A 24,630-nucleotide genomic window follows, 5' to 3' on the forward strand; every position below is an offset into this window, starting at 1 on the left:
GTTGCCGAGGATGCTGATCGGCTCGAGCCTGAAGATGTACTTCGGGCGCGCCCGCACGCTCGAGTGGACCCGGGCGGTCGCGGCGATCTGCGCGGAGCACCCCGCAGTGCGCGACGGCCTCGTCGAGCCGTTCGTCATCCCCACCTTCCCGTCGATCCCCGAGGTCGTGCCCATCGCGACGGATGCGCGGATGCTCGTCGGCGCCCAGGACCTGCACTGGGAGGACGCCGGCGCCTTCACCGGCGAGGTCTCGGCGCTCGAGCTCGCTGAGCACGGCGTCGCGCTCGCCGAGATCGGCCACGCCGAGCGGCGCGCGATGTTCGGGGAGAGCGACGCGACCGTCGCGCTCAAGGTCGCCGCCGCGCTCCGGCACGGCATCGCCCCGGTGCTGTGCATCGGCGAGACCGACGAGGGCGCACCGGCGGCGGCCGCCGCCGCGTGCATCCGCCAGCTCGAGGCATCCCTCGCGCTCGCTCGTGAGGCGGATGCGGTCGGCAGGCTCGTGGTCGCGTACGAGCCCGTGTGGGCGATCGGTGCGCCGCGGCCCGCTGGCGACGATCACATCCGAGCCGTCGCGGGCGCGCTGCGCGACCACCTCGCCGGTGACCAGCTCGACGCGCAGGTGATCTACGGCGGCAGCGCCGGCCCCGGCCTGCTGCCGCGCATCGCCGACAGCGTCGACGGGATGTTCCTCGGCCGCTTCGCGCACGACCCGGCGGCGTTCGGCACCATCCTCGACGAGGCACTCGCGCTCGGGGCGACCCGATGACCGCGCAGCTGCCGATGCGGCTCGGCGAGCTCGAGCGCCGGGGCCTGCGAGACCGCGTCTACGACCTGATCCTCGCGATGCTGCTCGAGGGCGACGTCGAGCCGGGCTCCCGGCTCTCGATCGACACGCTCGCGAAGCACCTCGACGTGTCGCCCACGCCGGTGCGCGAGGCGATGGTGCAGCTCGAGCGCACCGGCCTCGTGACCCGCGAGGCGCTCAAGGGCTACCGCGTCGCGCCGCCGCTGGGGCCGGCGCAGCTCACCGAGCTGTTCGATGCCCGGCTCATGCTCGAGGTCGAGGCGACCCGGCTCGCCGCTCCGCGGGCGGGGGAGGTGCTCGCCGAGCTGCGGCGGGCGCACCGGCTGCACCAGGAGTGCGCCGACCGCGTGGTCGAGGCGATGGAGCGCGGCGGCGAGGTGCCGGTGCGGATCACGCAGGACTACTTCGACGCCGACAGCGCCTTCCACCGGACGATCTTCGCCGCCGCCGGCAACCGCTACCTCATCGCGATGCAGGAGGACCTGGGGGCGATGACGCACAGGTTGCGCCAGGCGGTGCTCCGGGGCACGAGCGACGTGCGCGAGGCGCACCTCGAGCATGCGCGCGTGCTCGATGCGCTCGAGATGGGCGACCCTGCAGCGGCGACGGCCGCGATGCGCGCGCACATCGAGGGCGTGCGCACCCGATCCGTCCGCGACGCGGTCGTGTAGCGAGGCCGTGCAGCCATGGGTGGTCGCGTGCACGTCCTCGAGCGCGACCCGCCCGACGGCATTGGCCCTTGCACGGACTGGCGTTATCAGACTACCTTCCTATAGGATCTTTTTTCGAGGGCGATAGCGCGCCCCGCGATTGCAACGGAGCAGACGACATGGCAGAGCAGCCCGCATTCACCGCAGACACCTGGCCGATCGCCACGTGCCTGCACGGCATCCCCCCGGTCTCGCGCGACGGCGTGGCCCTGCACGACGCGACCCCGGAGGTCTGGGACGCTGCATTCGCGCAGGTCGCCGACGTCGGCTTCTCGCTCGCAGAGCTGGCCGACAGCCACATCCGACCCGCCGACCTCGAGGCGAGCCGCAAGGACGAGCTGTTCTCGATCCTCGACTCGCACGGCATCCGCATCCCGTCGGTGCACCTGCAGCGCCAGAGCGTGATCATGCCCGGCCACGAGGAGCGCAACCTCGCCTACGCCCACCGCACGATCGACGCGGCAGCGGAGTGGGGCATGGAGGTCTTCTCGACCGGCCTGCACGAGCCGTTCAGCGACGCGCAGCGCAAGGCGCTGTGGTTCTGGACCGCGCAGGGCCCGGTCAACGACCCGGACGACCCCGAGCTGTGGGCCGCGGCGGTCTCGCGCCTGCGCGAGCTCGGCAAGCACGCGGCGGATGTCGGTCTCAAGATGTCGCTCGAGATGTACGAGGACACCTTCCTCGGCACGGCGGACTCGGCCGTCCGCCTCGTCGAGGAGATCGGCCTCGACAACGTCGGCCTGAACCCCGACATCGCCAACCTCATCCGTCTCCACCGTCCCATCGAGGACTGGCGCGAGATGCACGCGAAGACGCTGCCGTACGCGAACTACTGGCACGTCAAGAACTACACCCGCGACGAGTCGGCCGACGGCTCGTGGGCCACGAGCGTCCCCTCCACGATGGAGGGCGGCCTCATCAACTACCGCCAGGTCGTGCGCGACGCGCTCGAGCTCGGCTTCGACGGCATCTTCCTCATGGAGCACTACGGCGGCGACAGCCTCGGCAACTGCTCCACCAATGAGCGCTACCTGCGCTCGCTCCTCCCGAAGGGTTGACCATGACCACTCCTTCCACCAGCACGAAGACCATCGCGGTCGTCGGATCCGGCTACATGGGCGGCGGCATCGCACAGGTGCTCGCGCTCGCCGGCTACGACGTGCAGATCGCCGACATCAGCGCGGAGATCGCGCAGTCGAACCGCCAGCGCCTCATCGACGAGGCGGCGACCTTCGTCGCCGACGGCCTCTTCCCGGAGGACGCCGTCGAGCGCATCGAGGCGCGCATCACGGCCGCCGAGTCGATCGAGTCCGCCGTCGCCGACGCCGACTTCATCGAGGAGGCCGTGCCCGAGAAGATCGAGATCAAGCACGCGACGCTCGCGCGCATCTCGGCGGCGGCCCGCCCGGACGCGATCATCGGCTCGAACACGTCGACGATCCTGATCGGCAAGCTGGCAGAGGCCGTCGAGCGCCCCGAGCGCTTCCTCGGCGTGCACTTCTCGAACCCGGCCCCGTTCATCCCGGGCGTCGAGCTCATCGCGCACGAGGGCACCGATCCTGCCGTCCTCCCCGTCGTCGAGGAGATCGTCGCGGCGACCGGCAAGGAGACCGCGCGCGTCGGCGACGCGACGGGCTTCGTGCTCAACCGGCTGCAGTACGCCCTCTTCCACGAGGCCACCCAGCTCGTGGAGGAGGGCGTCGCGACGCCCGATGACATCGACACGATCGTGCGCACGACCTTCGGCTTCCGCCTGCCGGTCTTCGGACCGTTCGCGATCGCCGACATGGCGGGCCTCGACGTCTACGCGTTCTGCTACGCGTCGCTGCAGACGCGCTGGCCGGAGCGCTTCGCGACGCCGGACTCCCTCAAGGAGCTCGTCGACGCCGGCAAGTTCGGCACCAAGTCGGGAGCCGGCTACCTCGATGTGCCGGCCGAGCGCACGGCGGAGCTCATCGCCTACCGCAACAAGGCGTACGTGGCCATCAAGAAGCTCATGGACGAGCTCGGCCCGGCCCCCATCCACTGATCGCACGAGAGGCACCGGCACCATGGCAACCGCATTCCCCGAGTCCAAGACCGTCGTCCTGACCGGCGCGGCATCCCCGCGCGGCATCGGCCGCGCATCCGCGCACTACCTCGCCGAGCACGGCTGGAATGTGGGCATCATCGACCTCGACGCGGATGCGGCGAAGGCCGTCGCCGCTGAGATCGCCGAGCAGCACGGTGTGCAGGCCGCGGGTGCCGGGGCCAACGTCGCCGACGAGGCCCAGGTCCGCGCCGCGTACGACGAGCTCGAGGCGGCGCTGCCGCAGATCGTCGCGCTCGTCAACCTCGCCGGCGTCTCGAGCCCCGTGCCGTACCTCGAGGTCACGGCCGAGGAGTGGAACCGCGTCATGGGCATCAACATGAACGGCGTGCACTACGCGACCCGTCGCGCCGTCGAGTCGATGGTGCAGCACGGCGTCGGCCGCGTCGTCAACCTCTCGTCGGTCTCGGCGCAGCGCGGTGGCGGCACGTTCTCGAAGACGGTCTACTCGGCCGCCAAGGCAGGCGTCATCGGCTTCACCCGCTCCGTCGCGCGCGAGCTCGGCCCGCAGGGCGTGACGGTCAACGCCATCTCGCCCGGCCCGATCGACACCGACATCATGGGCGGCACGCTCACCGAGGAGCGCAAGACGGCCATGGCGGCCGACGGCGTGCTCCCGCGCATCGGCACGCCCCGCGACATCGCCGCGGCCATCGCCTACCTGATCTCCGAGGACGCCGGATTCGTGACGGGCCAGACCCTGAACGTCGACGGCGGCCTCTACATGCACTGACGCCACCATGCAGCAATGGTCGAAGTCCCGCATCCTCTTCCTGGCCGTCGGCATCATCCTCGTCGGCGTCGGGCTCTGGCTGCTCCTCCCGTCCTTCCTCTGAACCCCAACCGCACTCAAAGGAGAGTTCTGTGTCCGACACGGCTCTGAACGGCACGTCGCAGGCGAACCCCGCCCTCGACTCCGCCATCAAGAAGGCCGCCAAGCATCTGATGCCGATGCTGGTGATCCTCTACTTCGTCGCATTCCTCGACCGCACGAACGTCGGCTTCGCCGAGGATGCCCTGCAGATGGACCGCGGCATCTCGGCGGGCGCGTTCGCGCTCGGCGCCGGCATCTTCTTCATCGGCTACGCGATCTTCGAGATCCCGTCGAACCTGCTGCTGAAGAAGTTCGGTGCGCGCTTCTGGCTCGCCCGCATCGCGATCACGTGGGGCATCGTGGCGGCCGCGTTCGCGTTCGTCACGGACGACACGTCGTTCATCGTCCTGCGCTTCCTGCTGGGCGTCACGGAGGCCGGCCTCTTCCCGGGCGTCATCCTCTTCCTCTCCGAGTGGTTCCCGAACAAGCACCGCGTGCAGATGTTCGCGATCTTCTACCTCGCGCAGCCGTTCTCGCAGATGCTCGGCGCCCCGCTCTCGGGCGGCCTCATCAGCTTCGGCGAGACGCTCACGCCGTGGGCGGGCTGGCAGGTGATGTTCTTCGTCGAGGGCATGATGGCCGTCGTCGCCGGCATCGCGGCCATCTTCCTGCTGATCAACGGTCCGCAGGACGCGAAGTGGCTGAACCAGGCCGAGAAGGACGCCCTCATCGATGTGATGGCCAAGGAGGACACGGTCCGCGAGTCCGACGGCCCGACGGGCATCTGGCGCGCGATGGGCAACTGGAAGGTGTGGTACTTCACCATCATCTACTTCTGCCTGCAGATCGCGGTCTACGGCACGACGTTCTACCTGCCGCAGCAGGTGTCGAACCTGATCGGCCAGGACGTCGGCTGGCAGGTCGGCCTCGTCGCCGCCATCCCGTGGCTCGTCGGCCTCTTCGCGTGCTACTTCTTCGGCCGCGCGGCGAACACGATCCTGCGCCGCCGCCGCTGGGGCACCACGTTCTACATCATCACGGGCCTCGCGATCCTCGCCTCGGCGTGGGCGGGCTCCGCGGGGCAGCCGATCCTCGGCATCCTGTTCATCACCATCGCGGTGGCGAGCTTCCTCTCGGTGGGTCCGATCACGTGGTCGTACCCGACGGCGTTCCTCACGGGCACGGCGGCGGCTGCGGGCATCGGCCTGATCAACTCGCTCGGCAACCTCGGCGGCTTCGTCGCGCCGCTCATGCGCACGGGCATCAACGAGGCGGTCCCGACGGAGTCCGGCACCTGGGGCATCGTCTCGCTCGGCGTGTTCGCGTTCCTCGCGGCGATCATGCTGTTCTGCACCAAGTTCTTCAGCGCGAAGGCGGACGCGCTGCTGGAGGCTGAGCAGAACGTCGACGTCGAGAGCGAGGCGCCCGGCCTCTGAGGTCGAGCGACCGAGCACGGCTCGGGACGGGGTCGGGAGCAGCTGCTCCCGGCCCCGTCCGTCGTCTCGGGGCGTTTCGGCGTGGTGTGGATCCTCGCTGCTATTTCCTATAGGATTCACAGAACGCCAACGATCGGCGCCCTGGACACGACGGAGTGACATGACGCAGCAGACCTCGCGACCCCGTATCGCCCTCACCCTCGGCGACCCCGCCGGCATCGGGCCTGAGCTCGTCGCCCGCCAGCTCGCCGATCCCGCAACCTCCGAGGCGGCCGAGATCCTGCTGATCGGCGACGAGCAGGAGCTGCGCGACGCGATGGCGGATGCGGGCGTCGAGTTCGCGTGGACGCGCGAGGCCGGCACCGGGGTGCCCCAGCTGATCGACAACGACGGCGAGCGGCCCGTGGGCGGCTTCGTCCGCAAGCAGGCGACCCGCGAGGGCGGGCTGTGGGCGATGGCGAGCCTGCGCCGCGCGCTCGAGCTCTCGAAGGCCGACGAGGTCGACGCGATCGTGTTCGCGCCGCTCAACAAGTCGTCGCTGCACCTGGCAGGCATGCAGGAGAACGACGAGATGTCGTGGTTCGAGACGGTGCTCGACGACGGCACGACCGCGACCGAGCTCAATCTCCTGCCCGAGCTCGTCACGGCACGCGTCACGAGCCACTGCTCGATCGCCGAGGTCGCGGCATTGATCGACCACGACCTCGTGGTCGAGCGCGGCGAGCTGCTCGATCGCGTCCTGCGAGCCCGCGGCATCGAGGCGCCCCGCATCGGCGTCTGCGCCCTCAACCCGCACGCGGGGGAGTCCGGCAAGTTCGGCCGCGAGGAGATCGACATCATCGCGCCTGCGATCGAGGAGCTCCGCGCCCGCGGCGTCGACGCGACCGGCCCCTTCCCGAGCGACACCATCTTCCTCAAGGCTCGCGACGGCGCGTTCGACGGCGTGCTCACGATGTACCACGACCAGGGCCAGATCGCCGTGAAGCTGCTCGGCTTCGACCGCGGGGTCACGATGGCCGGCGGCCTGAGCGTCGCCGTCTGCACCCCGGCGCACGGCACCGCGTTCGACGTCGTCGGCCAGCGCGTCGCCTCGACCGGCGCCTACGAGCACGCATTCTCCACCGCGGTCGGCGTCGGCGCGCAGCGCCGGGCCGCCCGAGAGCTCTCCTGACCCCACCCCACCACCACAGCAAGGAACCGACAATGAAGTCACGCATCACCACGACCCTCATCGGTGTCGTCGCCGTCGCGGCCCTCGCGGGCTGCTCGAGCTCCGCGGGCCAGCCGGCCGGGTCCGCCGCCGCAGAGGGCGCGTTCGAGCCCTCCGACGTCCGCATGATCGTCCCGTTCTCCGCGGGCGGCGGCTCCGACGCTTCCGGTCGCGCGATCGCGAGCGGCCTCGAGGCGGCCACGGGCGCCACCATCACGGTCGAGAACCGTGAGGGCGGCTCCGGCGCGGTCGGCTACTCGCACCTGTTCGCGCAGGACGGCGACCCGAACTACCTGCTCGCCTCCGAGACGACGCTGCTGTCGCTCCCGCTCACGACCGATGTCGAGTACAACTACGAGTCGTTCACGCCGATCATGAAGCTGGGCGACGACTACACGCTCGTCGTCGTGCCCGCCGACAGCCCGTTCCAGACCTGCACCGACGTCGTGGATGCGGCCAAGGCCGATGGCGTCGTCGTCGCGGTCTCCGGCGCGATCAGCCTCGACGAGATCGTCTTCACGCTCGTCGAGCAGGACCAGGACGTCGAGTTCGACCGGGTGCCGTTCGAGAGCGGCAGCGAGGTCATCGCCGGCCTGCTCGGCGGCACGGTCGAGGTCGGCTCGCTCAACCCGGGCGAGGTGCTCGGTCAGCTCGAGTCCGGCGACCTGCGCGCGCTGTGCTCGCTGTCGGAGGAGCGCTACGAGTACGAGCAGATCGCCGACGTCCCCACGGCGATCGAGCAGGGCATCGACGTGGCGTTCGCGCAGTGGCGCGGCTTCATCGCGCCGGGCAACATCAGCGACGAGGCTCGTGACTACTGGATCGCCGCCGGCGAGGAGTTCGCGGCGAGCGAGGCGTACACGACCTACATCGAGGAGAACCTGATGCAGCCGAACGCCATCTACGGCGACGAGTTCGTCGAGTACCTCGCGCAGAACTCGGCCGACCTGGAAGCAGCGCTCGCGCCGTGATCCTCTCTCCCCGGATCGCCAGGGCCGCGTTCAGCGCGGCCCTGGCCCTCCTGGGCCTCGCCGCAGCCATCGGAGGATGGGGCTACGGCGTCGCCCAGGACAACGGCCAGATCGGCCCCGGCTTCCTGCCGGTCGTGCTCGGCATCCTGATGGTCGTGCTCGGCGGCATCGACGTCGTCGCGACGCTGCTGCGGCGCGAGCCGACGAACGTCGTCGACGAGCTCGGCTCGCTCGGCACCGAGGTCGACGCCGCGGCGATCGACACCGTCGAGGAGTCGCCCGACATCGACGCGCTCGGCCGCAGCCAGCGCCAGCGCAACCGCATGCTCGCGACCGTGTCGGGCCTGCTGCTCGTCGCGGTGCTGCTCGTGCCCGTCGTCGGCCTGCTCCTCGCGCTCGGGCTGCTGATGCTCGCCGTCGCGATCTTCGTCGAGCGCCGGAGCGTCATCGCCTCGGTGCTCGTGACCGCCGTCACCGTCGGCGTCTTCCACCTCGTCTTCGGCGTCCTGCTCAGGGTGCCGCTCCCCACCGGAATGATCGGCTTCATCTGATGCTCGAGAACCTCCTGCTCGGCTTCCAGGTCGCGCTCACGCTCGAGAACGTCACCTGGTGCTTCATCGGCGTCCTGCTCGGCACCGTCATCGGGCTGCTGCCCGGCCTCGGTTCGACGACCGGCGTCGCCATCCTGCTGCCGCTCACGTTCGCGCTCGAGCCCGTCACGGCCCTCATCATGCTCGCGGGCATCTACTACGGCGCGCAGTACGGCGGCACGATCACGTCGGTGCTCATCTCGACGCCCGGTGAGGCCGCGAGCGTCGTCACGACGCTCGACGGCTACCAGATGGCGAAGCGCGGCAGGGCCGGTGCGGCCCTCGCCATCAGCGCGATCGGCTCCTTCATCGCCGCGATCATCTCGCTCGCGCTGCTCATCGCCCTCGCGCCACCGCTCGCCGACATCGCGCTCAACTTCCAGCCGGTCGAGATGTTCGCCGTCATGATCCTCGGCCTCATCATCGTCGTGACGTTCCAGGGCGGCGCGCTCATCCGCGGCGCGCTCATGGCGGTCGCGGGACTGCTCGTCGCCACCGTCGGCATCTTCCCCGGCACCGGCAGCACCGAGCGCTTCACGTTCGGCAACGTCAACCTGCTCTCCGGCATCCCCTTCGTCGAGGTGATGATCGGCGTCTTCGCCCTCGGCGAGGTGCTCTACCAGATCCGCATCGGCGCGGCCGAGCCCATCAAGGCCCGCTTCAAGGACATGGTGATCAAGCGCAAGGACATCACCGACTCGATGCCCGCGATCCTGCGCGGCAGCGGCATCGGCTTCCTGTTCGGCGTGCTGCCCGGCGCCGGCTCGACGCTCGCCTCGTTCATGTCGTACGGCATCGAGCGGCGCGTGAGCAAGAACAAGGCCAACTTCGGCAAGGGCGCGATCGAGGGCGTCGCCAGCCCCGAGAGCGCGAACAACGCGGCCGCGAACGCCAACTTCGTGCCCACGCTCGCGCTCGGCATCCCGGGCGGCGCGACGACCGCGGTGCTGCTCGGCGCGTTCACGATCTTCGGCCTCCAGCCGGGACCGCTGCTGTTCGACACGCAGCCCGAGCTCGTCTGGGGCCTGCTCGTCTCGTTCTTCATCGGCAACGTGCTGCTGCTCGTGCTCAACCTGCCGCTCGCGCCGGTATTCGCGCAGATGCTGCGCATCCCGTACGGCTACATGTACCCGATCATCCTGCTGACGTCGCTCATCGGTGCCTACTCGGTGAGCAACAACATGTTCAGCGTGTGGCTCGTCCTCATCTTCGGAGTGGTGGGCTACATCATGAAGGAGCTCGACCTGCCGGTCGCGCCCTTCGTGCTCGCCCTCGTGCTCGGCCCCCTCTTCGAGAAGGCGCTCGTGCAGACGAGCGCGATCGGCAAGGGCAACCTCGGCGTCGTGTTCGAGAGCCCCATCGCGGTCGGTGTGCTCGCGCTCGCCGCCGTGCTGGTCGTGCTGCCGAAGCTCTTCGGCCTGCTCCGCAAGAAGCGCGAGCAGCCGGTCACGGTCGGCGCGCGTCCGGGGGAGGACGAAGGCCTCCTCTGACGCGCCACCAGACGTGCACCCGCCCAGGGTGCACCCGAGGCCGGACCGGGACCCGCGACACCCTGGTCCGGCCTTCGCGCGTCCGGCGAAGGATCCGCCGGAATTTCCGGGCGCGTGTGCCGAGCCCGACGCATCCGCTCACTACGCTCGAAGCAGGCTCACCGATGGAGGAAACCGTGGCTCAGCACGCAGGGGCGCAGCACCCCGATTCGCAGAAGGCCCCGGTCTTCGACAATCCCGACCGCAACCTGGCCATGGAGCTCGTGCGGGCCACCGAGGCCGCCGCCATCCGCGCGGTGCCGTTCATCGGCCGCGGCGACAAGAACGCGGCCGACGGCGCGGCGGTGGATGCGATGCGCACGTTCCTCGCGACGGTCGCGTTCGACGGCGTGATCGTGATCGGCGAGGGCGAGAAGGACGAGGCGCCCATGCTGTTCAACGGCGAGCACGTCGGCAACGGCCGCGGCCCGTCCTGCGACATCGCGGTCGACCCCATCGATGGCACGTCGCTCACCGCCGCGGGCCGCCAGAACGCGCTCAGCGTCATCGCGGTCGCGGACCGCGGCACGATGTACGACCCGGTCGACGCGTTCTACATGGACAAGCTCGTCGCCGGTCCCGAGGCGCACGGCGTCATCTCGCTCGAGCAGTCGATCGGCGACAACATCCGCGAGCTCGCGAAGGCGAAGGGCCGCGACGTCGAGGACATCGTCGTCGCCGTGCTCGACCGGCCGCGCCACGCCGAGCTGATCGAGGAGATCCGCGCCGCGGGCGCGGGCACGAGGCTCATGCGCGACGGCGACGTCGCCGGCGGCATCAACGCCTCGCGCTGGGAGAGCCGCATCGACATGTGCGCGGGCGCCGGCGGCACGCCGGAGGGCGTCATCACCGCGTGCGCGATCAAGGCCCTCGGCGGTTTCATGGAGGGCCGCCTCTCGCCGCAGAGCGACGAGGAGCACCGCAAGGTGATCGCCGCCGGCCACGACCTCTCGCGCGTGCTCGGGCTCGACGACCTCGTCTCGAGCGACAACACCTACTTCGTCGCCACCGGCGTCACCGACGGGCAGCTGCTCGACGGCGTGCGCCGCAAGGGGCCGCTGATCCGCACGGAGTCGCTCGTGCTGCGCTCGAAGACCGGCACCGCCCGCCGCGTCATCGCGGAGCACCGCGCCGAGAAGTGGCTCGAGAAGGAGTCGCACCGCGGCTGAGCGCCTCGCTGCCGCGTACGGCACGATGGTGCCGTGAGCGGCACCCCGCACCGGGACGGCGCGCGACTGGTCGGCATCGACCTCGCGCGCTTCGTGGCGGTCGCGGGGATGATGGCCGCGCACACGCTGCGCGTGCGGGATGAGGAGCTGCCCGCGGGCGTCGTCGCGCTCATCGACGGACCCCCGTCGACGCTGTTCGCGGTGCTCGGCGGCGTGAGCGTCGTGCTCGCGAGCCGGTCGAGGCTCGCGATCGGCGACCGCAGGGGAGCGGTGCGCTCGCTGCTCGTCCGCGGGCTCGCGATCGTGCTGCTCGGCTTGCTCGTCATCCCCTTCGCCTCGGCCGTGTACGTCGTGCTGGTGCCGTTCGGCGTCGCGATCATGGCCGCGGCGCTCCTCGTGCTGCTGCGCACCTGGCAGCTCGCAGTGCTCGCGGCGCTCCTGACCGCCGGCAGCGGCTGGATCGTGGCGCTCGCCCACGATCGGCTACCGGGTCTCGAGCGCTCGCACTCGCTCGAGCAGCTGTTCCGCAACCCGCTCGGCTCGGTGAACGACGTGCTGCTGAACGGCGTCTACCCGGCGCTCACCTGGATCGCCTACCTGACGATCGGCATCCTCCTCGCCCGCGCACTGCTGGCCGGGCGCCGCGTCGGCCGGGAGCGACGCACGCTCGTGGCGCTCGCGGGCGTCGGCGCAGTGCTCGTCGCAGCGGGGATCGCTGCGAGCGAGGCGGGTCTCCGCCTGCTCGCACGTGGCGACGTCGCGGCTGCGCGGGAGTCGCTGCTCGCCAACGCCTACGGCGGCGCGCCGAGCCTCGAGCCCGCGTGGCAGCTGCTCGCGGCGCCGCACTCGGGCACGCCTGCCGACATCGCCCGCACGGGCGGCATCGCGCTGCTCGCGATCGCGCTGCTCGGGCTGCTCGCCTCCGCGCTGCCGGCGACAGTTCTCCGCGTCATCGAACCCGTGCGCGCGGCGGGCGGGGCACCGCTGACGATCTACGTCGTGCACATCGTGCTGCTCTCGACCATGGGCGGCCTGCTGATCGGCGTCGCGCCCGGCCTCGTCCGCGGATGGGGCGCCTGGGCGCTGCAGGTCGCCGTCGCGCTGGGGATCGGTGCGGTGCTGGCCGCGCATGGCACGCGCGGGCCGTTCGAGCGGGTCGTCGGGCGACTCGCGAGCAGGGCCGGCGGGCTGCACGAGGCGGGGGAGCCGCGGCGCTCCTAGGAGGCCGGGCTGGGCTCCCGGGCGCGCTCGCTACCATCTCCCGAACGACGCCATCGCCCAACGGGAGGACACCCATGATCGACGCCACGCAGCCGGTCGTCGCGGCAGGCTCCGATCCGGCGGTCGAGCGGGAGCAGCGCTTCGATGCTCCGCCGTTCCGCGCCCGCGGTCCGGTGAGCGAACAGCTGCTGCAGGCGTTCCGCAGGCCCACGGCCGACGCCCCCGAGACGCTCGCGGGGCTCGCCGGTGCGATCGACGACGCGCTCGCCGGCTCCGACGACATCGCGCGAGACGACGACCTCCAGCTGGCGCTGCTCGTGCTGCACGGGCTCCACTACGGCTCAGTCGTCGATGCCGATGAGGAGTGGGAGTGGCATCCGGCGATGGTCGCGGCGCGAGTCGCCATCGAGCGCGCGTTCGAGCGCCAGCTCCGCGAGCAGGTCCCGAGCGTTCCGCTGCCGGCCCCGGATGCCGAGGCCGTCGCGGCCGTGCTCTTCGAGCTCACGAAGCCGACGCCGGGGCCCAGCGTCGCGCGCTTCGTGGCGAAGCAGGCGACCGACGAGCAGGCGCGCGAGTACGTGGTGCTGCGCTCCGTGTACACGCTGAAGGAGGCCGATGCGCAGACGTGGAGCATCCCTCGGCTCGAGGGCCGGGCCAAGGCGGCCATGGTCGAGATCCAGGCGGACGAGTACGGCGGCGGGCGCCCCGAGCGGATGCACTCCGCGATCTACGCGCGGACGATGCGCGAGCTCGGCCTCGACGACCGCTACGGCGCGTACCTCGACGCGGTGCCGACCATCCGCATCGCCTCCGTCACGATGATGACCATGTTCGGGCTCAACCGCCGCCTGAGGGGCGCCAGCGCCGGTCACTACGCCACGTACGAGATGACCTCGTCCCTGCCCAACCGCATGGTAGGCGACGGCTTCCGTCGGCTCGGCTACGGCGAGTCGGTCACGGACTACTTCGATGAGCACGTCGAGGCGGATGCCGTGCACGAGCAGATCGCCGGCCGCGACCTCGCCGGCGGCCTGGCAGAGCAGGAGCCGTCGCTCGTCGCCGACATCATGTTCGGCGCGAGCGCTTCGCTCATGGTCGACGGCTGGGGGGCGGAACACACGCTGGAGGCGTGGACCGCCGGCCGCTCGGCGCTCCGCCAGGCAGGCGGGACCGATCGGCGCATCGCGCTCCAGCAGGTGCCGTGATGCACGCCGCAGAGATCGTCGCGTGCGTCGACGGACCGCTGCTCGTGCGCGGCGACTTCGAGCTCGTCTCCTCCACCGGCGAACCGGTCGACCGCACGCGACGGACCGTGGCGCTGTGCCGGTGCGGGGCCTCGGCGATCAAGCCCTTCTGCGACGGCACCCACAAGCTGGTCGGCTACCGCAGCGAGCCACCGCCTCCGGACGCCGAGGGCGAGTCGCCGGACGGATCGCGATCCCGAAGCAACGACGCTTTCGCAGGGGCTTGACGGCAGCGAGCCCCAGGCGTACATTGCCACTTGGTTATAGAACCAGGAGGTGATGGACATGGAGCACGAGCTCGACGACGAGACGCTCGACCGCATCTTTGCCGCGCTCTCCGACCGCACGCGCCGCCGCATCCTGCTGCGGCTGCGCTCGGGCCCCGCGACCGTCACCGAGCTCACCGCGCTCGCCGGCCTCACGCAGCCCGCCGTCTCGAAGCACTGCAAGGTGCTCGAGGAGGCCGGGCTCGTGCGGGCGGAGCGCGACGCGCAGCGCATCCACCGGATCATCGAGCTCGCGCCGCTCATCCGCGCTGCCGTCTTCGTCTCGCAGTTCGAGGAGGAGGTCGACGCCCGACTCGACCGCCTCGAGGCGCACCTCCAGTCGGGAACCGACAAGGAGTCATCATGAAGACCAGGTTCACCATGCCCGACGACACCTCGATCGCCTACGAGCGCGACTTCCGCGCCCCGGCGACCGAGGTGTGGAGGGCCTACACCGAGCCCGAGATCGTCCGCACCTGGATGCTCGGCCCGAACCCTGAGACGCAGTTCCCCGTCTGCGAGATGGACATGCGGCCCGGCGGCTCGTTCCGCTGGGTGTGGGTCGACGACGACGGCGAGCTCGAGATCGCGGGCGAGGTGCTCGAGGCGGAGGAGCCGACTCGGCTCGTCAGCACCGAGCGCATGGGCGGCTCGGCGATGGGCGGCATGGACCTGCCGCCGACCCACAACGTCGTCACCTTCGCCGAGGCGGATGGGGTGACCACGATGCGCACCGTCATCACGTACCCGTCGAAGGAGATGCGCGACGGCGCCTACGCGAGCGGCATGGCCGAGGGCATCGACGCGGGCTTCGACCGGCTCGACTCCGCGTTCGCGAGCGCTCCGTCCACCGAGGGGTAGCGCTCGGCGCGAGGGGCAGCCGTCCGCGGCTGCCCCCACGCGTGCGGCCACCCCTCGCTGCGACGCCGGATGGTCACGATCCGGTCACGGTCGCCGGGCCGGTTTGACACGCGGCGGCTTCGCTCGCATGCTGGGACCTGAAACCTGAACCACCTGTCAGGTTCTAGATACCGTGAAGCCGCACGACGAAGTGCTCGCTCGCCCGCCGAGCAGCGCCAGCTGGGGCTCGCACTGCTCGAAAGGCAACTCATGCGCAGGACAACGAAGTTCGCAGGCGTGGGCATCGCCCTCGCCGCGCTCGCGCTCACGGCGTGCGCGCCGACCACCACGCCGGCCGCCCCCGCCGCGAGCGGCTCCGAGGCAGCGGCCGAGGAGTCCGTCGCCGTCAACGTCGGCATGATCACCTCGATCACGGGCCCGCTCGCCGCCTACGGCGCCAGCTACCAGCAGGGCTTCGAGGCCGGTCTCGACTACGCGACCGAGGGCACGGGCGAGATCGAGGGCGTCGACCTGACGATCGAGTGGATCGACGACCAGGGCAATCCCGACACCGCGGTGACGCAGGCCAAGGACGTCATCGGCCAGGGCTTCCAGATCATCGGCGGCTCCGCCGCGTCGGGCGTCTCGCTCGCCGTCGCCGAGCAGGCCGCGCAGAACAACACGCTCTTCCTCTCCGGCCCGGCAGCCGCCGACGCGATCACCGGCGTCAACGGGCAGACCTTCCGCTCGGGCCGCCAGACGCTGCAGGACGTCGCGACCGCCGCGACCTTCCTCGACAGCGTCGAGGGCTCGAACATCGTCGTGTTCGGCCAGGACAACGCGTTCGGCCAGGGCAACGTCGCCTCGGTGCAAGCCGTGCTCGGCGGCGAGGGCGCGAACGTCACGCCCATCCTCGTGCCCGAGGACGCGACCGAGTTCACGCCGTTCGCGCAGCAGATCTCGTCGCAGTCGCCCGACCTCGTGTTCGTGGCCTGGGCCGGCGCGACCACCGGCGCGATGTGGGAGTCGCTCGCCCAGCAGCAGGTGCTCGAGTCGACGACCGTCGTCACCGGCCTCGCCGACCGCGCCTCCTACCAGGCGTACGGCCCCGGCTCCGCGAACATCCAGTTCCTCAACCACTACTTCCCGGGCGCGACCGACACCGAGGCCGCCAAGGCGATGGATGCGTTCCTCGAGGAGGCGGGCAACGAGGCCGACCTGTTCACGGTCGACGGATTCGTCGGCGCGCAGATGCTCGTGCACGCGATCACCGAGGGCCGCGGCGACGTGGACGCGATGATCGCAGCGCTCGAGGGCTGGACCTTCGACTCGGTCAAGGGCGAGCTCACGATCCGCGCCGAGGACCACGCGCTCATCCAGCCGATGTTCCAGGTGCGCCTGGTCGACGAGGCCGGCACCTGGGTGCCGGAGCTCGTCGAGATCGTCGATGCAGAGGCGGTCGCACCGCCCGTCGCGGGCCAGTGAGGGTGACACAGCGATGACTGGGCCCGCGCTCGTATTGGACGCCGTCGGCCTGCAGATCGGCGGCGCGCGCATCCTGCGCGACGTCTCGATGCAGGTCGCGACCGGCGAGATGGTCGGGGTCATCGGCCCCAACGGTGCTGGCAAGACCACGCTGTTCAACATCATCTCGGGCGTCGCCATCCCGACGAGCGGCCGCGTGCTGCTCGGCGGCGACGACGTCACCGGCCGCAAGGTGCACCAGCGGGCGCGGGCCGGCCTCGGCCGCACGTTCCAGACCTCCAGCGTCTTCCCCGGCCTCACGGTGGGGGAGAACGCGCGCCTCGCGGCGCAGTCGAAGCTCGGGGGAGCCACCAGCCCCTGGCGGTTCCCCCGGGCCGACGACGACGCGAGCGGCGTGGCGACGCGCTGCCTGGAGGAGGTGGGCCTCGCCCACCACTCCGGCACGGCAGCTGGCGTGCTCTCGCACGGCGACAAGCGCAAGCTCGAGATCGCGATGCTGCTCGCCACCGAGCCCGAGGTCGTGCTGCTCGACGAGCCGATGGCGGGCGTCGGCTCCGGCGACGTCGCCGGTCTCGTCGAGGTCATCCGCCGCCTGCACGCATCCGGCCGCACCGTCCTCATGGTCGAGCACCACATGGAGGTGCTGCTCGGCCTCGTCGACCGCGTCGCCGTCATGCACCACGGCGAGCTGCTCGCGATCGACTCGCCCAAGGCCGTCATGGCCGATCCAGCCGTCCAGAAGGCCTACCTCGGGGAGACCGTGTGACCGACATCCTGACCGTCCGCGGCCTCCGCGCCCGGATCGCCGGCCAGCAGGTCGTCGAGGACGTCTCCTTCGACGTCGCCGAGCACGGCGTCACGGCGCTGCTCGGCCGCAACGGCGTCGGCAAGTCGTCGACCATCAAGGCGCTGCTCGGCCTCTACGAGCGCACCGGCGAGGTGACGTTCGCGGGTGCCCGGATCGATGGGATGCTGACCCACCGCATCGTGCAGCAGGGGATCGCGTACGTGCCGGAGGACCGCGAGGTCTTCGGCCAGCTCACCGTCGAGGAGAACCTCCGGCTCGCCGAGCGGGGCGGGGCGCCGAACCGCGCCATCGTCGCGGAGCTCTTCCCCGAGCTCATCGAGCGTTCCAAGCAGCAGGCCGGCACCCTCTCGGGCGGCCAGCAGCAGATGGTGTCGCTCTCCCGGGCGCTCATGAACGACAACCGGCTGCTGCTCGTCGACGAGCCCACGAAGGGCCTCGCCCCGCTCATCGTCGGCACCGTGACGAAGGCCCTCGAGGCCGCCGCGGAGCGCACGCCGATGCTGCTCGTCGAGCAGAACCTGCAGGTCGTGCGCGCCCTCGCGCACACCGTCATCGTCCTCTCCGGCGGCCGCGTCGTCCACACCGGCCCCGCCGCAGCCTTCCTCGACTCCGACCTCGTGCACCGCCACCTCGGCGTCTCGACCGACCAGGAGGCCGCGTGACCACCGTCCTGCTCCTGCTCATCACCGGCGTGGGCCTCGGCGCCCTCTACTTCCTGGTGGCGAGCGGCCTCTCGCTCATCTACGGGCTCATGGGCGTGCTGAACTTCGCGCACGGCTCCTTCCTCACCCTCGCCGGGTTCCTCGGCTGGGAGGTCGGTCGCCGCGTCGGCGACGGCAGCTGGGCGGGCCTGCTCACCGGCATGCTGGTCGGCCTCGTGGTCGGCGCGCTCGTCGCCGCCATCACCGAGCTCGTGTTCATCCGGCCGCTCTACAACCGGCACATCGAGCAGGTGCTCGTCACCGTCGGCCTGGGGCTCGCATCCGTCGCCCTCTTCGAGGGCATCTGGGGCACCGACCCGATCCAGATCCGGCTGCCCGAGTGGCTCGGCCAGACGACGAACGTGCTCGGCGCGAACATCCCGAACGACCGCTGGCTGCTCATCGGCTCCGCGGTGCTCGTGCTGCTCGGCATCGTGCTGTTCCTGCAGAAGACGAGCTACGGCCTCGTCATCCGAGCGGGCGTCGAGAACCGCACGATGGTCACCGCGCTCGGCATCGACGTGCGCCGCGCGTTCACGATCGTCTTCGCGATCGGCGGCGCGGCTGCGGGCCTCGGCGGCGTGCTCGCCTCGGTCTACTACGGCCAGGTCGGTGCCCACCAGGGCACGTCGCTGCTCATCTACGCGTTCATCGTCACCGTCATCGGCGGCCTCGGCTCGCTCTCAGGCGCCGCGATCGCGTCGGTGCTCGTCGCCGTCATCCAGCAGTTCGCGAACTTCTACCTCGGCGGCACCGGCGACCTCGCGGTCGTGCTCGCGCTCGCCGCGGTGCTGCTCGTCCGACCGACCGGCCTCATGGGCAAGGTCAAGCACTAGGAGATGGCGATGCGCACCTTCCTCACCTCTCGCTGGGGCCGCCTCCTCGTCGGCGCCGCCGTCATCGTCGCTGCGGCGATCCTGCCGCTGCTCGCGATCGACATCCCCGGCGTGCTGCCCGGCCCCACCTACACGCCCGGCACGCTCACGGTGCTCGCGTACGCGATGCTCATCGCCGCGCTCGCGCTCAGCTACCACCTCATCTTCGGCGTCGCGGGCATGCTGTCGTTCGGCCACGCGATGTTCTTCGCCGCCGGCGCCTACGGGCTCGGCATCATCCTCCGGCTGCTCGCGCCGACGGGCATGCCGAGCGAGGTCGTGTTCCTGCTCTCGATCGGCATCACGCTCGTCATCGCGCTCGTGCTCGGCAACCTCGTCGGCGCGCTCGCGCTGCGCGTGAGCGGCATCTCGTTCGCGATGGTGACGCTCGCGATCGCGCAGGCGATGAACGTCATGGTGCGTCGCAACGTCGGCGGCCTCACCGGCGGCGAGGAGGGCATCACGCTCACCGTCTCGGTCGTGCCGGACTGGCTCGTCGGGGTCGTCAACACGCGCAACCTCTACTGGATGGCGCTCGCGGTGCTCGTGATCGTCTACCTCGCGTGCGTGTGGGTCGAGCGGTCGCGCCTCGGGCATGTCGTCGCCGCGGCGCGCGAGAACGAGCTGCGCGTCACCGTGCTGGGCCTGCGCCCCTACCTCGTGCGGCTGTTCCTCTTCGCGACGGCGGCCGTGCTGGCGGCGCTCGCGGGCATGGGGTTCATGCTGCTGCAGTCGAGCGCGACGCCGCGCATCTCGACGAGCGACTTCACGCTCACGCTGCTCGTGATCGTCGTGCTCGGTGGCGTCGGGTACCGCTGGGGCGCGATCGTCGGCGGCATCGTCTACACGCTCCTCGACCAGCGGCTCGCGGCACTCGCCTCGAGCGACGTCATCGCGGGTCTGCCCGACGTGCTGCGGATCCCGCTGTCGGAGCCGCTGTTCATCCTCGGCATGCTCTTCGTGCTCGTCGTCATGTTCGCGCCCGGCGGCATCGTCGGCATCGCGCATCGCGTGACCGGGCGGCGCGGCAGCAAGAAGGACGTCGAGGAGCCCGCGGTGCTGCAGGACATGGAAGCCTAGGCAAATGGCTCCTGACGCGCTGACACCGGGTGCATTGACCCTGGGACGGTGGACGGCCGACCGCGCCGCCACCGAGCCGGCGCGCGCCGCCATCGTCGACCGCGGCGTCGTCGTCACCTACGGTGAGCTCGAGGCGCGCTCCACGGCGCTCGCGCACGCCCTCGCCGAGGCCGGCCACGGGCGCGGCGCGCGCATCGCGACCGTCACCGGCTCGACCGCCGACCAGGTGGTGCTGCTGTTCGCGTGCGCGAAGGCGGGCGCCATGCTCGTGCCGCTGTCGTGGCGGCTCACGGCGGGCGAGCTCGCCGCGCAGCTGCGCATCGCCGATCCGTCGCTGCTGCTCCTCGAGGACGACCACCGTCCCGTCGCGGAGGCCGCGCTCGAGCGGCTGGCGAGCAGCGGCTCTCCGACGTCGATCCCGTCGACCACGCTCGGCGCCGCGGGCGCCGAGTCGTCGGTGCCGGATGCGCTGCGGCCGGATGCGCTGGGACCGATCGTCGCGGACGCGCCGCAGGACGACGACGGCCTGCTCATGCTCTTCACCTCCGGCACCTCGAGCGCGCCGAAGGCCGTCGTGCTGAGCCACGCGAACTGCGCGTGGGCCAACCTGTCGCTCTCGCGCGCCACACCGCTGACGCCGGACGATGTGGTGCTGCAGGTGCTGCCGCAGCACCACGTGGCGGGATGGAACATCCAGCCGCTGCTCGCGTGGTGGGTCGGCGCGTGCGTCGTGCTCGAGCGCACATTCGACGCCGGCCGCGCGCTCGCGCTCATCGAGCGCCACCGCGTGACGGCGACGATGGGCGTGCCCACGACGTTCCGGGCGCTCATCCAGCACCCCGACTTCCAGGCCCGCGACCTCTCGAGCGTGCGCAGCGCCATCGTGGGCGGCGGCATGCTCGACCCGCGGGCCGCCGAGCAGCTCACGCGCAAGGGCATCGTCGCGCGCCAGGGCTACGGGCTCACCGAGGCGGCGCCCAATGTCGCGATCACGCGCGACGAGAGCGACGCCGGCACGGTCGGCCGCCCCTACCCGCACGTCGACCTCGCCCTGCTCATCGACGGGCGCGTCGAGCACGGCGCCGGCATCGGCGAGCTGCTCGTGCGCGGTCCCGCCGTCTTCCAGGGCTACTTCCGCGACCCGGACGCGACCGCGGCGGCGTTCCTCGGGCCGTGGCTGCGCACCGGCGACCTCGTCGCGCGCGACGCGGCCGGCCGCATCCGCATCGTCGACAGGGTGAAGGACATCGTGCGCTCTGGCGGCGAGTCCATCGCGCCCATCGAGGTCGAGCTCGCACTGCTCGAGCACCCCGCGGTCGCCGACGCGGCCGTCGCGGGCGTGCCGAGCGAGCGCTGGGGCGAGGAGCTGGTCGCTTGGGTCGTGCTCGCCGAGCCCGCCGAGCCGGCGGCGCTGCGCGCGCACCTCGACGGCCGGCTCGCCGACTTCAAGCACCCCAAGCGCTTCGTCGTCGTCGACGACATCCCGCGCACGACGAGCGGCAAGCCGCTGCGCCGCGCGCTCACCGCCGCCTTCGAGGCGGAGCGGGCGGAGGCACGATGAACGAGCCGAGGACGAAGCGCGGCGAGCAGACCAAGGGCAGGCTGCTCGCGGCCGCCGAGGCGGTGTTCGCCGAGCAGGGCTACCAGGCGGCGTCGATCTCGCGCATCACCGAGCGCGCCGCCGTCGCGCAGGGCACCTTCTACCTCTACTTCTCGTCGAAGCTCGATCTGTTCGAGCAGCTCGTCGAGGACTTGAACCGGCGCGTGCGCAAGGCGATGAGCGACGGCGCCGCGCGCGGCGCGAACCGGGCGGAGGCTGAGCGCGAGGGCTTCCGCGAGTTCTTCGCGTTCACCGCCGAGCACCCCGCGCTCTACCGCGTCGTGCGCGAGGCAGAGTACGTCTCGCCGGGCGCGATGCGCGCGCACTACGAGCGCATCGTCGACGGCTACCGCGACGGCCTCACCCGCGCGAAGGCGGCGGGCGAGATCGGCGACATCGACCCGGAGGTCGCCGCGTGGGCGCTCATGGGCGTCGGCGAGATGATCGGCATGCGCTACGTGCTGTGGCCGACCGGCGACGACGGCGCCTTCGGCTCCGGCGCGACGCCCGTGCCCGAGCACGTCTTCGACGAGATGGTCGCGTTCGTGCAGCGCGCGCTCGGCACCGCCCAGGCCGCACCGGCCGCCCAGGCCGCACCGGCCGGCCAGGCCGCGCCGGCCGTCCAGACCACCCCAGCACCCACCAGTGACCGCGTCGCGATCGCGGCGCACAGCAAGGAGGACTCATGAGCACGCTCTCCGGCCGCAGGGCCGTCATCACCGGTGGCGCCGCGGGCATCGGTGCCGCCATCGCCCGCGCGTTCGCGGCCGAGGGCGCGGCCGTGGTCATCGCCGACCGCGATGGCGCGGCAGCCGCCGCGCTCGCGCAGGAGCTGGGCGGCGAGTCGTGGGAGGTCGACCTGCTCGACGTCGGCGCGCTCGAGTCGCTCTCGCTCGAGGCCGACATCCTCGTGAACAACGCCGGCATCCAGCGCGTCTCGCCGATCGTCGACTTCGAGCCCGAGGCGTGGCGCCGCATCCACACGCTCATGCTCGAGGTGCCGTTCCTGCTCACGCGCGCCGCGATGCCGGGCATGGTCGAGCGCGGGTGGGGACGCATCCTCAACATCTCGAGCGTGCACGGCCTCATCGCCTCGCCCTTCAAGTCGGCCTACGTCGCCGCGAAGCACGGCCTCGAGGGGCTGTCGAAGGTGACCGCGCTCGAGGGCGCCGCGCACGGCATCACCTCGAACTGCATCAACCCGGGCTGGGTGCGCACGGCGCTCGTCGAGGCGCAGATCGCCGACCAGGCGAGGATCCACGGGATTCCCGAGTCGGAGGTGCTCGAGCGCATCATGCTGACCGAGCCGGCCATCAAGCGGCTGCTGGAGCCCGAGGAGATCGGCGCCCTCGCGCTCTTCCTCGTCGGCCCGCACGCCGGCATGGCCACCGGCGCCTCGTACGTCATGGATGGCGGATGGACGACCCGATGAGCGAGTCCCCGTTGCGTGAGACCCGGGTGAGGGAGACCCCGCTGCGGGAGACCTCGCTGCGCGCCGCCGTCGACGGCGGCGAGCTCGTCGCGACGCTTTGGCATGCGGATGCGGCGGGCACGCCGGTCGTCGCGATCCACGGGATCACGGCGAACCACCGCTCGTTCTCCCCGCTCGCCGCACGCCTCGACGCGCCCGTGCTCGCGGTCGACCTGCGCGGTCGCGGCGGCTCGCGCTCGCTGCCGGCTCCCTTCGGGCTCGAGCAGCACGCCGAGGACGTCGCCGCCGCGATCGCCGCCGCCGGCTTCGAGCGCGCGATCGTCGTGGGGCACTCCATGGGCGCCTACGTCGCCGTGCGGCTCGCCGCCGCGCACCCGGAGCTCGTCGAGGCGCTCGTGCTCGTCGACGGCGGGCTGCCGCTGCGCCCGGCGCCCGAGGGCGTCGTCCTGAACCCCGAGGACGTGCTGGGACCGGCGATCGAGCGGCTGCGGATGACGTTCCCGTCGACCGAGGCGTACCGCGACTTCTGGCGGCAGCACCCCGCGTTCGGCCCCTACTGGAGCCCGGCGATCGAGGAGTACGTCGACTACGACCTCGTCGACGTGGACGGCGCGCTGCGCCCATCCGCGACGCCCGACGCCGTCATCGCGAACCTGCTCGAGCTCGACGGCCGCGGCGGCTACACGGCGGCGCTCGAGGGCCTGACGGTGCCCGTGCTGCTGCTGCGCAGCCCGCGCGGCCTCTTCGACGAGGCCCCCGGCCTCTACGATGACGAGTGGCTGGCGACGTGGACGTCGCGGCTGCCGCTGCTCGACGTGCGAGACGTGGAGCAGACGAACCACTACACGATCCTGATGGGCCGGGGGGTGGACGCCGTGGCTGACGCGGTCTCGCTCGCCGCGACCGCAGACCCCAGCGCTGGAGAAGAACACAGCGCTGCAGAAGCAACCAGAGAGGGACGCTGACCGATGGCGATCGACAAGACCTACGGCTCCGCGGCGGAGGCCGTCGCCGACATCCAGGATGGGGCGACGCTCGCCGTCGGCGGCTTCGGCCTCTCCGGCAACCCGATGGCGCTCATCCGCGCGCTCGAGGAGCGCGGCGTCAAGCACCTCAAGGTGGTCTCGAACAACTGCGGCGTCGACGACTGGGGCCTCGGCCTGCTGCTGCGCAACGGGCAGATCGACAAGATGACCTCGTCGTACGTGGGTGAGAACAAGGAGTTCGAGCGCCGCTACCTCACCGGCGAGCTCGAGCTCGAGCTCACGCCGCAGGGCACGCTCGCCGAGAAGCTGCGCGCGGGCGGCTCGGGCATCGCGGCGTTCTACACCCGCACGGGCGTCGGCACGCAGGTGCAGGAGGGCGGCCTCCCGCAGCTGTACAACGCCGACGGCACGGTCGCCAAGGCATCCGCCCCGAAGCCCACCGCGACGTTCGACGTCGACGGTGTGCCGAAGGAGTTCGTGCTCGAGGAGGCGATCACGACCGACTTCGCGCTCGTGCACGCGCTGCGCGGCGACCGCCACGGCAACCTCGTCTTCAACAAGGCGGCTCGCCAGTTCTCGCCGCCCGCCGCGATGGCGGGGCGGATCTGCATCGCGCAGGTCGAGGAGCTCGTCGAGCCCGGTGAGATCGACCCGGATGCCGTGCACCTGCCCGGTGTGTTCGTGCACCGGATCGTGGAGGTCGGGCACGACATCGAGAAGCGCATCGAGCGGCGCACGGTGACCGAAGCAGCAGAGGAGGCCTGAG

Annotated in this window: 26 protein-coding genes; all 26 read left to right on the forward strand. The window is 71.3% G+C overall.

The window, feature by feature from the left end; genetic code table 11:
• Positions 1-10: 10 nt before the first annotated feature.
• The 26 genes from ACLQ21_RS12815 (at position 11) to ACLQ21_RS12940 (ending at position 24,629) form a co-directional block, all read left to right on the forward strand.
• Positions 11-769, forward strand: a complete 759-nt coding sequence (locus ACLQ21_RS12815) for a triose-phosphate isomerase family protein (protein WP_425664363.1) — start codon at positions 11-13, stop codon at positions 767-769.
• On the forward strand, positions 766-1,479 hold the full coding sequence (locus tag ACLQ21_RS12820) for a GntR family transcriptional regulator (RefSeq protein ID WP_425664239.1): 714 nt from the start codon (positions 766-768) through the stop codon (positions 1,477-1,479). The genes ACLQ21_RS12815 and ACLQ21_RS12820 overlap by 4 nt, the downstream gene beginning before the upstream one ends.
• Before the next feature lie 158 nt (positions 1,480-1,637).
• Complete coding sequence (locus tag ACLQ21_RS12825; RefSeq protein ID WP_425664241.1) at positions 1,638-2,576, forward strand: sugar phosphate isomerase/epimerase family protein; 939 nt, start codon at positions 1,638-1,640, stop codon at positions 2,574-2,576.
• 2 nt (positions 2,577-2,578) lie between these two features.
• Positions 2,579-3,547, forward strand: a complete 969-nt coding sequence (locus ACLQ21_RS12830) for a 3-hydroxyacyl-CoA dehydrogenase family protein (protein WP_425664243.1) — start codon at positions 2,579-2,581, stop codon at positions 3,545-3,547.
• A gap of 22 nt (positions 3,548-3,569) precedes the next feature.
• Positions 3,570-4,340 (forward strand): SDR family NAD(P)-dependent oxidoreductase, encoded by a 771-nt coding sequence (locus ACLQ21_RS12835; RefSeq protein ID WP_425664244.1) that lies wholly within the window; start codon positions 3,570-3,572, stop codon positions 4,338-4,340.
• Between the two features lie 131 nt (positions 4,341-4,471).
• Positions 4,472-5,857: an MFS transporter gene (locus ACLQ21_RS12840; RefSeq protein WP_425664246.1), complete on the forward strand. Its 1,386-nt coding sequence runs from the start codon at positions 4,472-4,474 to the stop codon at positions 5,855-5,857.
• 160 nt (positions 5,858-6,017) lie between these two features.
• Entirely contained in the window at positions 6,018-7,028 is a 1,011-nt protein-coding gene (locus ACLQ21_RS12845) for a 4-hydroxythreonine-4-phosphate dehydrogenase PdxA (RefSeq protein WP_425664248.1), read from the forward strand.
• A 32-nt stretch (positions 7,029-7,060) separates the two neighbouring features.
• Entirely contained in the window at positions 7,061-8,038 is a 978-nt protein-coding gene (locus tag ACLQ21_RS12850; protein ID WP_425664250.1) for a tripartite tricarboxylate transporter substrate binding protein, read from the forward strand.
• On the forward strand, positions 8,035-8,589 hold the full coding sequence (locus tag ACLQ21_RS12855) for a tripartite tricarboxylate transporter TctB family protein (RefSeq protein ID WP_425664252.1): 555 nt from the start codon (positions 8,035-8,037) through the stop codon (positions 8,587-8,589). Before ACLQ21_RS12850 ends, ACLQ21_RS12855 begins: the two co-directional genes overlap by 4 nt.
• Positions 8,589-10,118 (forward strand): tripartite tricarboxylate transporter permease, encoded by a 1,530-nt coding sequence (locus ACLQ21_RS12860; protein WP_425664253.1) that lies wholly within the window; start codon positions 8,589-8,591, stop codon positions 10,116-10,118. Before ACLQ21_RS12855 ends, ACLQ21_RS12860 begins: the two co-directional genes overlap by 1 nt.
• Before the next feature lie 254 nt (positions 10,119-10,372).
• The gene (glpX, locus tag ACLQ21_RS12865; protein WP_425664365.1) at positions 10,373-11,326 is read left to right on the forward strand and encodes a class II fructose-bisphosphatase; all 954 of its coding nucleotides are present in this window, start codon (positions 10,373-10,375) and stop codon (positions 11,324-11,326) included.
• Positions 11,327-11,359: 33 nt separating this feature from the next.
• Positions 11,360-12,547, forward strand: coding sequence for a heparan-alpha-glucosaminide N-acetyltransferase domain-containing protein (locus tag ACLQ21_RS12870; RefSeq protein WP_425664255.1), 1,188 nt, complete (start codon positions 11,360-11,362; stop codon positions 12,545-12,547).
• A gap of 74 nt (positions 12,548-12,621) precedes the next feature.
• Positions 12,622-13,752, forward strand: coding sequence for an iron-containing redox enzyme family protein (locus ACLQ21_RS12875; RefSeq protein WP_425664256.1), 1,131 nt, complete (start codon positions 12,622-12,624; stop codon positions 13,750-13,752).
• Complete coding sequence (locus ACLQ21_RS12880; RefSeq protein ID WP_425664258.1) at positions 13,752-14,018, forward strand: CDGSH iron-sulfur domain-containing protein; 267 nt, start codon at positions 13,752-13,754, stop codon at positions 14,016-14,018. The genes ACLQ21_RS12875 and ACLQ21_RS12880 overlap by 1 nt, the downstream gene beginning before the upstream one ends.
• Before the next feature lie 58 nt (positions 14,019-14,076).
• Positions 14,077-14,424, forward strand: coding sequence for an ArsR/SmtB family transcription factor (locus tag ACLQ21_RS12885; RefSeq protein ID WP_425664260.1), 348 nt, complete (start codon positions 14,077-14,079; stop codon positions 14,422-14,424).
• The gene (locus ACLQ21_RS12890; RefSeq protein ID WP_425664262.1) at positions 14,421-14,918 is read left to right on the forward strand and encodes an SRPBCC domain-containing protein; all 498 of its coding nucleotides are present in this window, start codon (positions 14,421-14,423) and stop codon (positions 14,916-14,918) included. Before ACLQ21_RS12885 ends, ACLQ21_RS12890 begins: the two co-directional genes overlap by 4 nt.
• Before the next feature lie 249 nt (positions 14,919-15,167).
• A complete protein-coding gene (locus ACLQ21_RS12895; RefSeq protein ID WP_425664264.1) occupies positions 15,168-16,382 on the forward strand; it encodes a substrate-binding domain-containing protein in 1,215 nt (404 codons plus the stop codon).
• 13 nt (positions 16,383-16,395) lie between these two features.
• Positions 16,396-17,148 carry an ABC transporter ATP-binding protein gene (locus ACLQ21_RS12900; protein WP_425664266.1) on the forward strand — a complete coding sequence of 251 codons (753 nt, stop codon included), beginning with the start codon at positions 16,396-16,398 and terminating at the stop codon, positions 17,146-17,148.
• Positions 17,145-17,852, forward strand: coding sequence for an ABC transporter ATP-binding protein (locus ACLQ21_RS12905; protein ID WP_425664268.1), 708 nt, complete (start codon positions 17,145-17,147; stop codon positions 17,850-17,852). The genes ACLQ21_RS12900 and ACLQ21_RS12905 overlap by 4 nt, the downstream gene beginning before the upstream one ends.
• Positions 17,849-18,727: a branched-chain amino acid ABC transporter permease gene (locus ACLQ21_RS12910; protein WP_425664270.1), complete on the forward strand. Its 879-nt coding sequence runs from the start codon at positions 17,849-17,851 to the stop codon at positions 18,725-18,727. The genes ACLQ21_RS12905 and ACLQ21_RS12910 overlap by 4 nt, the downstream gene beginning before the upstream one ends.
• 9 nt (positions 18,728-18,736) lie before the next feature.
• Positions 18,737-19,846, forward strand: coding sequence for a branched-chain amino acid ABC transporter permease (locus ACLQ21_RS12915; protein ID WP_425664271.1), 1,110 nt, complete (start codon positions 18,737-18,739; stop codon positions 19,844-19,846).
• Positions 19,847-19,850: 4 nt separating this feature from the next.
• Positions 19,851-21,407, forward strand: a complete 1,557-nt coding sequence (locus ACLQ21_RS12920) for a class I adenylate-forming enzyme family protein (protein WP_425664273.1) — start codon at positions 19,851-19,853, stop codon at positions 21,405-21,407.
• Positions 21,404-22,135 carry a TetR/AcrR family transcriptional regulator gene (locus ACLQ21_RS12925; protein ID WP_425664275.1) on the forward strand — a complete coding sequence of 244 codons (732 nt, stop codon included), beginning with the start codon at positions 21,404-21,406 and terminating at the stop codon, positions 22,133-22,135. The genes ACLQ21_RS12920 and ACLQ21_RS12925 overlap by 4 nt, the downstream gene beginning before the upstream one ends.
• Entirely contained in the window at positions 22,132-22,878 is a 747-nt protein-coding gene (locus tag ACLQ21_RS12930; protein WP_425664277.1) for a 3-hydroxybutyrate dehydrogenase, read from the forward strand. The genes ACLQ21_RS12925 and ACLQ21_RS12930 overlap by 4 nt, the downstream gene beginning before the upstream one ends.
• 26 nt (positions 22,879-22,904) lie before the next feature.
• Complete coding sequence (locus tag ACLQ21_RS12935; RefSeq protein WP_425664279.1) at positions 22,905-23,843, forward strand: alpha/beta fold hydrolase; 939 nt, start codon at positions 22,905-22,907, stop codon at positions 23,841-23,843.
• Between the two features lie 3 nt (positions 23,844-23,846).
• A complete protein-coding gene (locus ACLQ21_RS12940) occupies positions 23,847-24,629 on the forward strand; it encodes a CoA transferase subunit A (protein ID WP_425664281.1) in 783 nt (260 codons plus the stop codon).
• Position 24,630: the final 1 nt, after the last annotated feature.

Source organism: Agrococcus sp. DT81.2 (assembly GCF_049844935.1).
GTDB lineage: Bacteria > Actinomycetota > Actinomycetes > Actinomycetales > Microbacteriaceae > Agrococcus.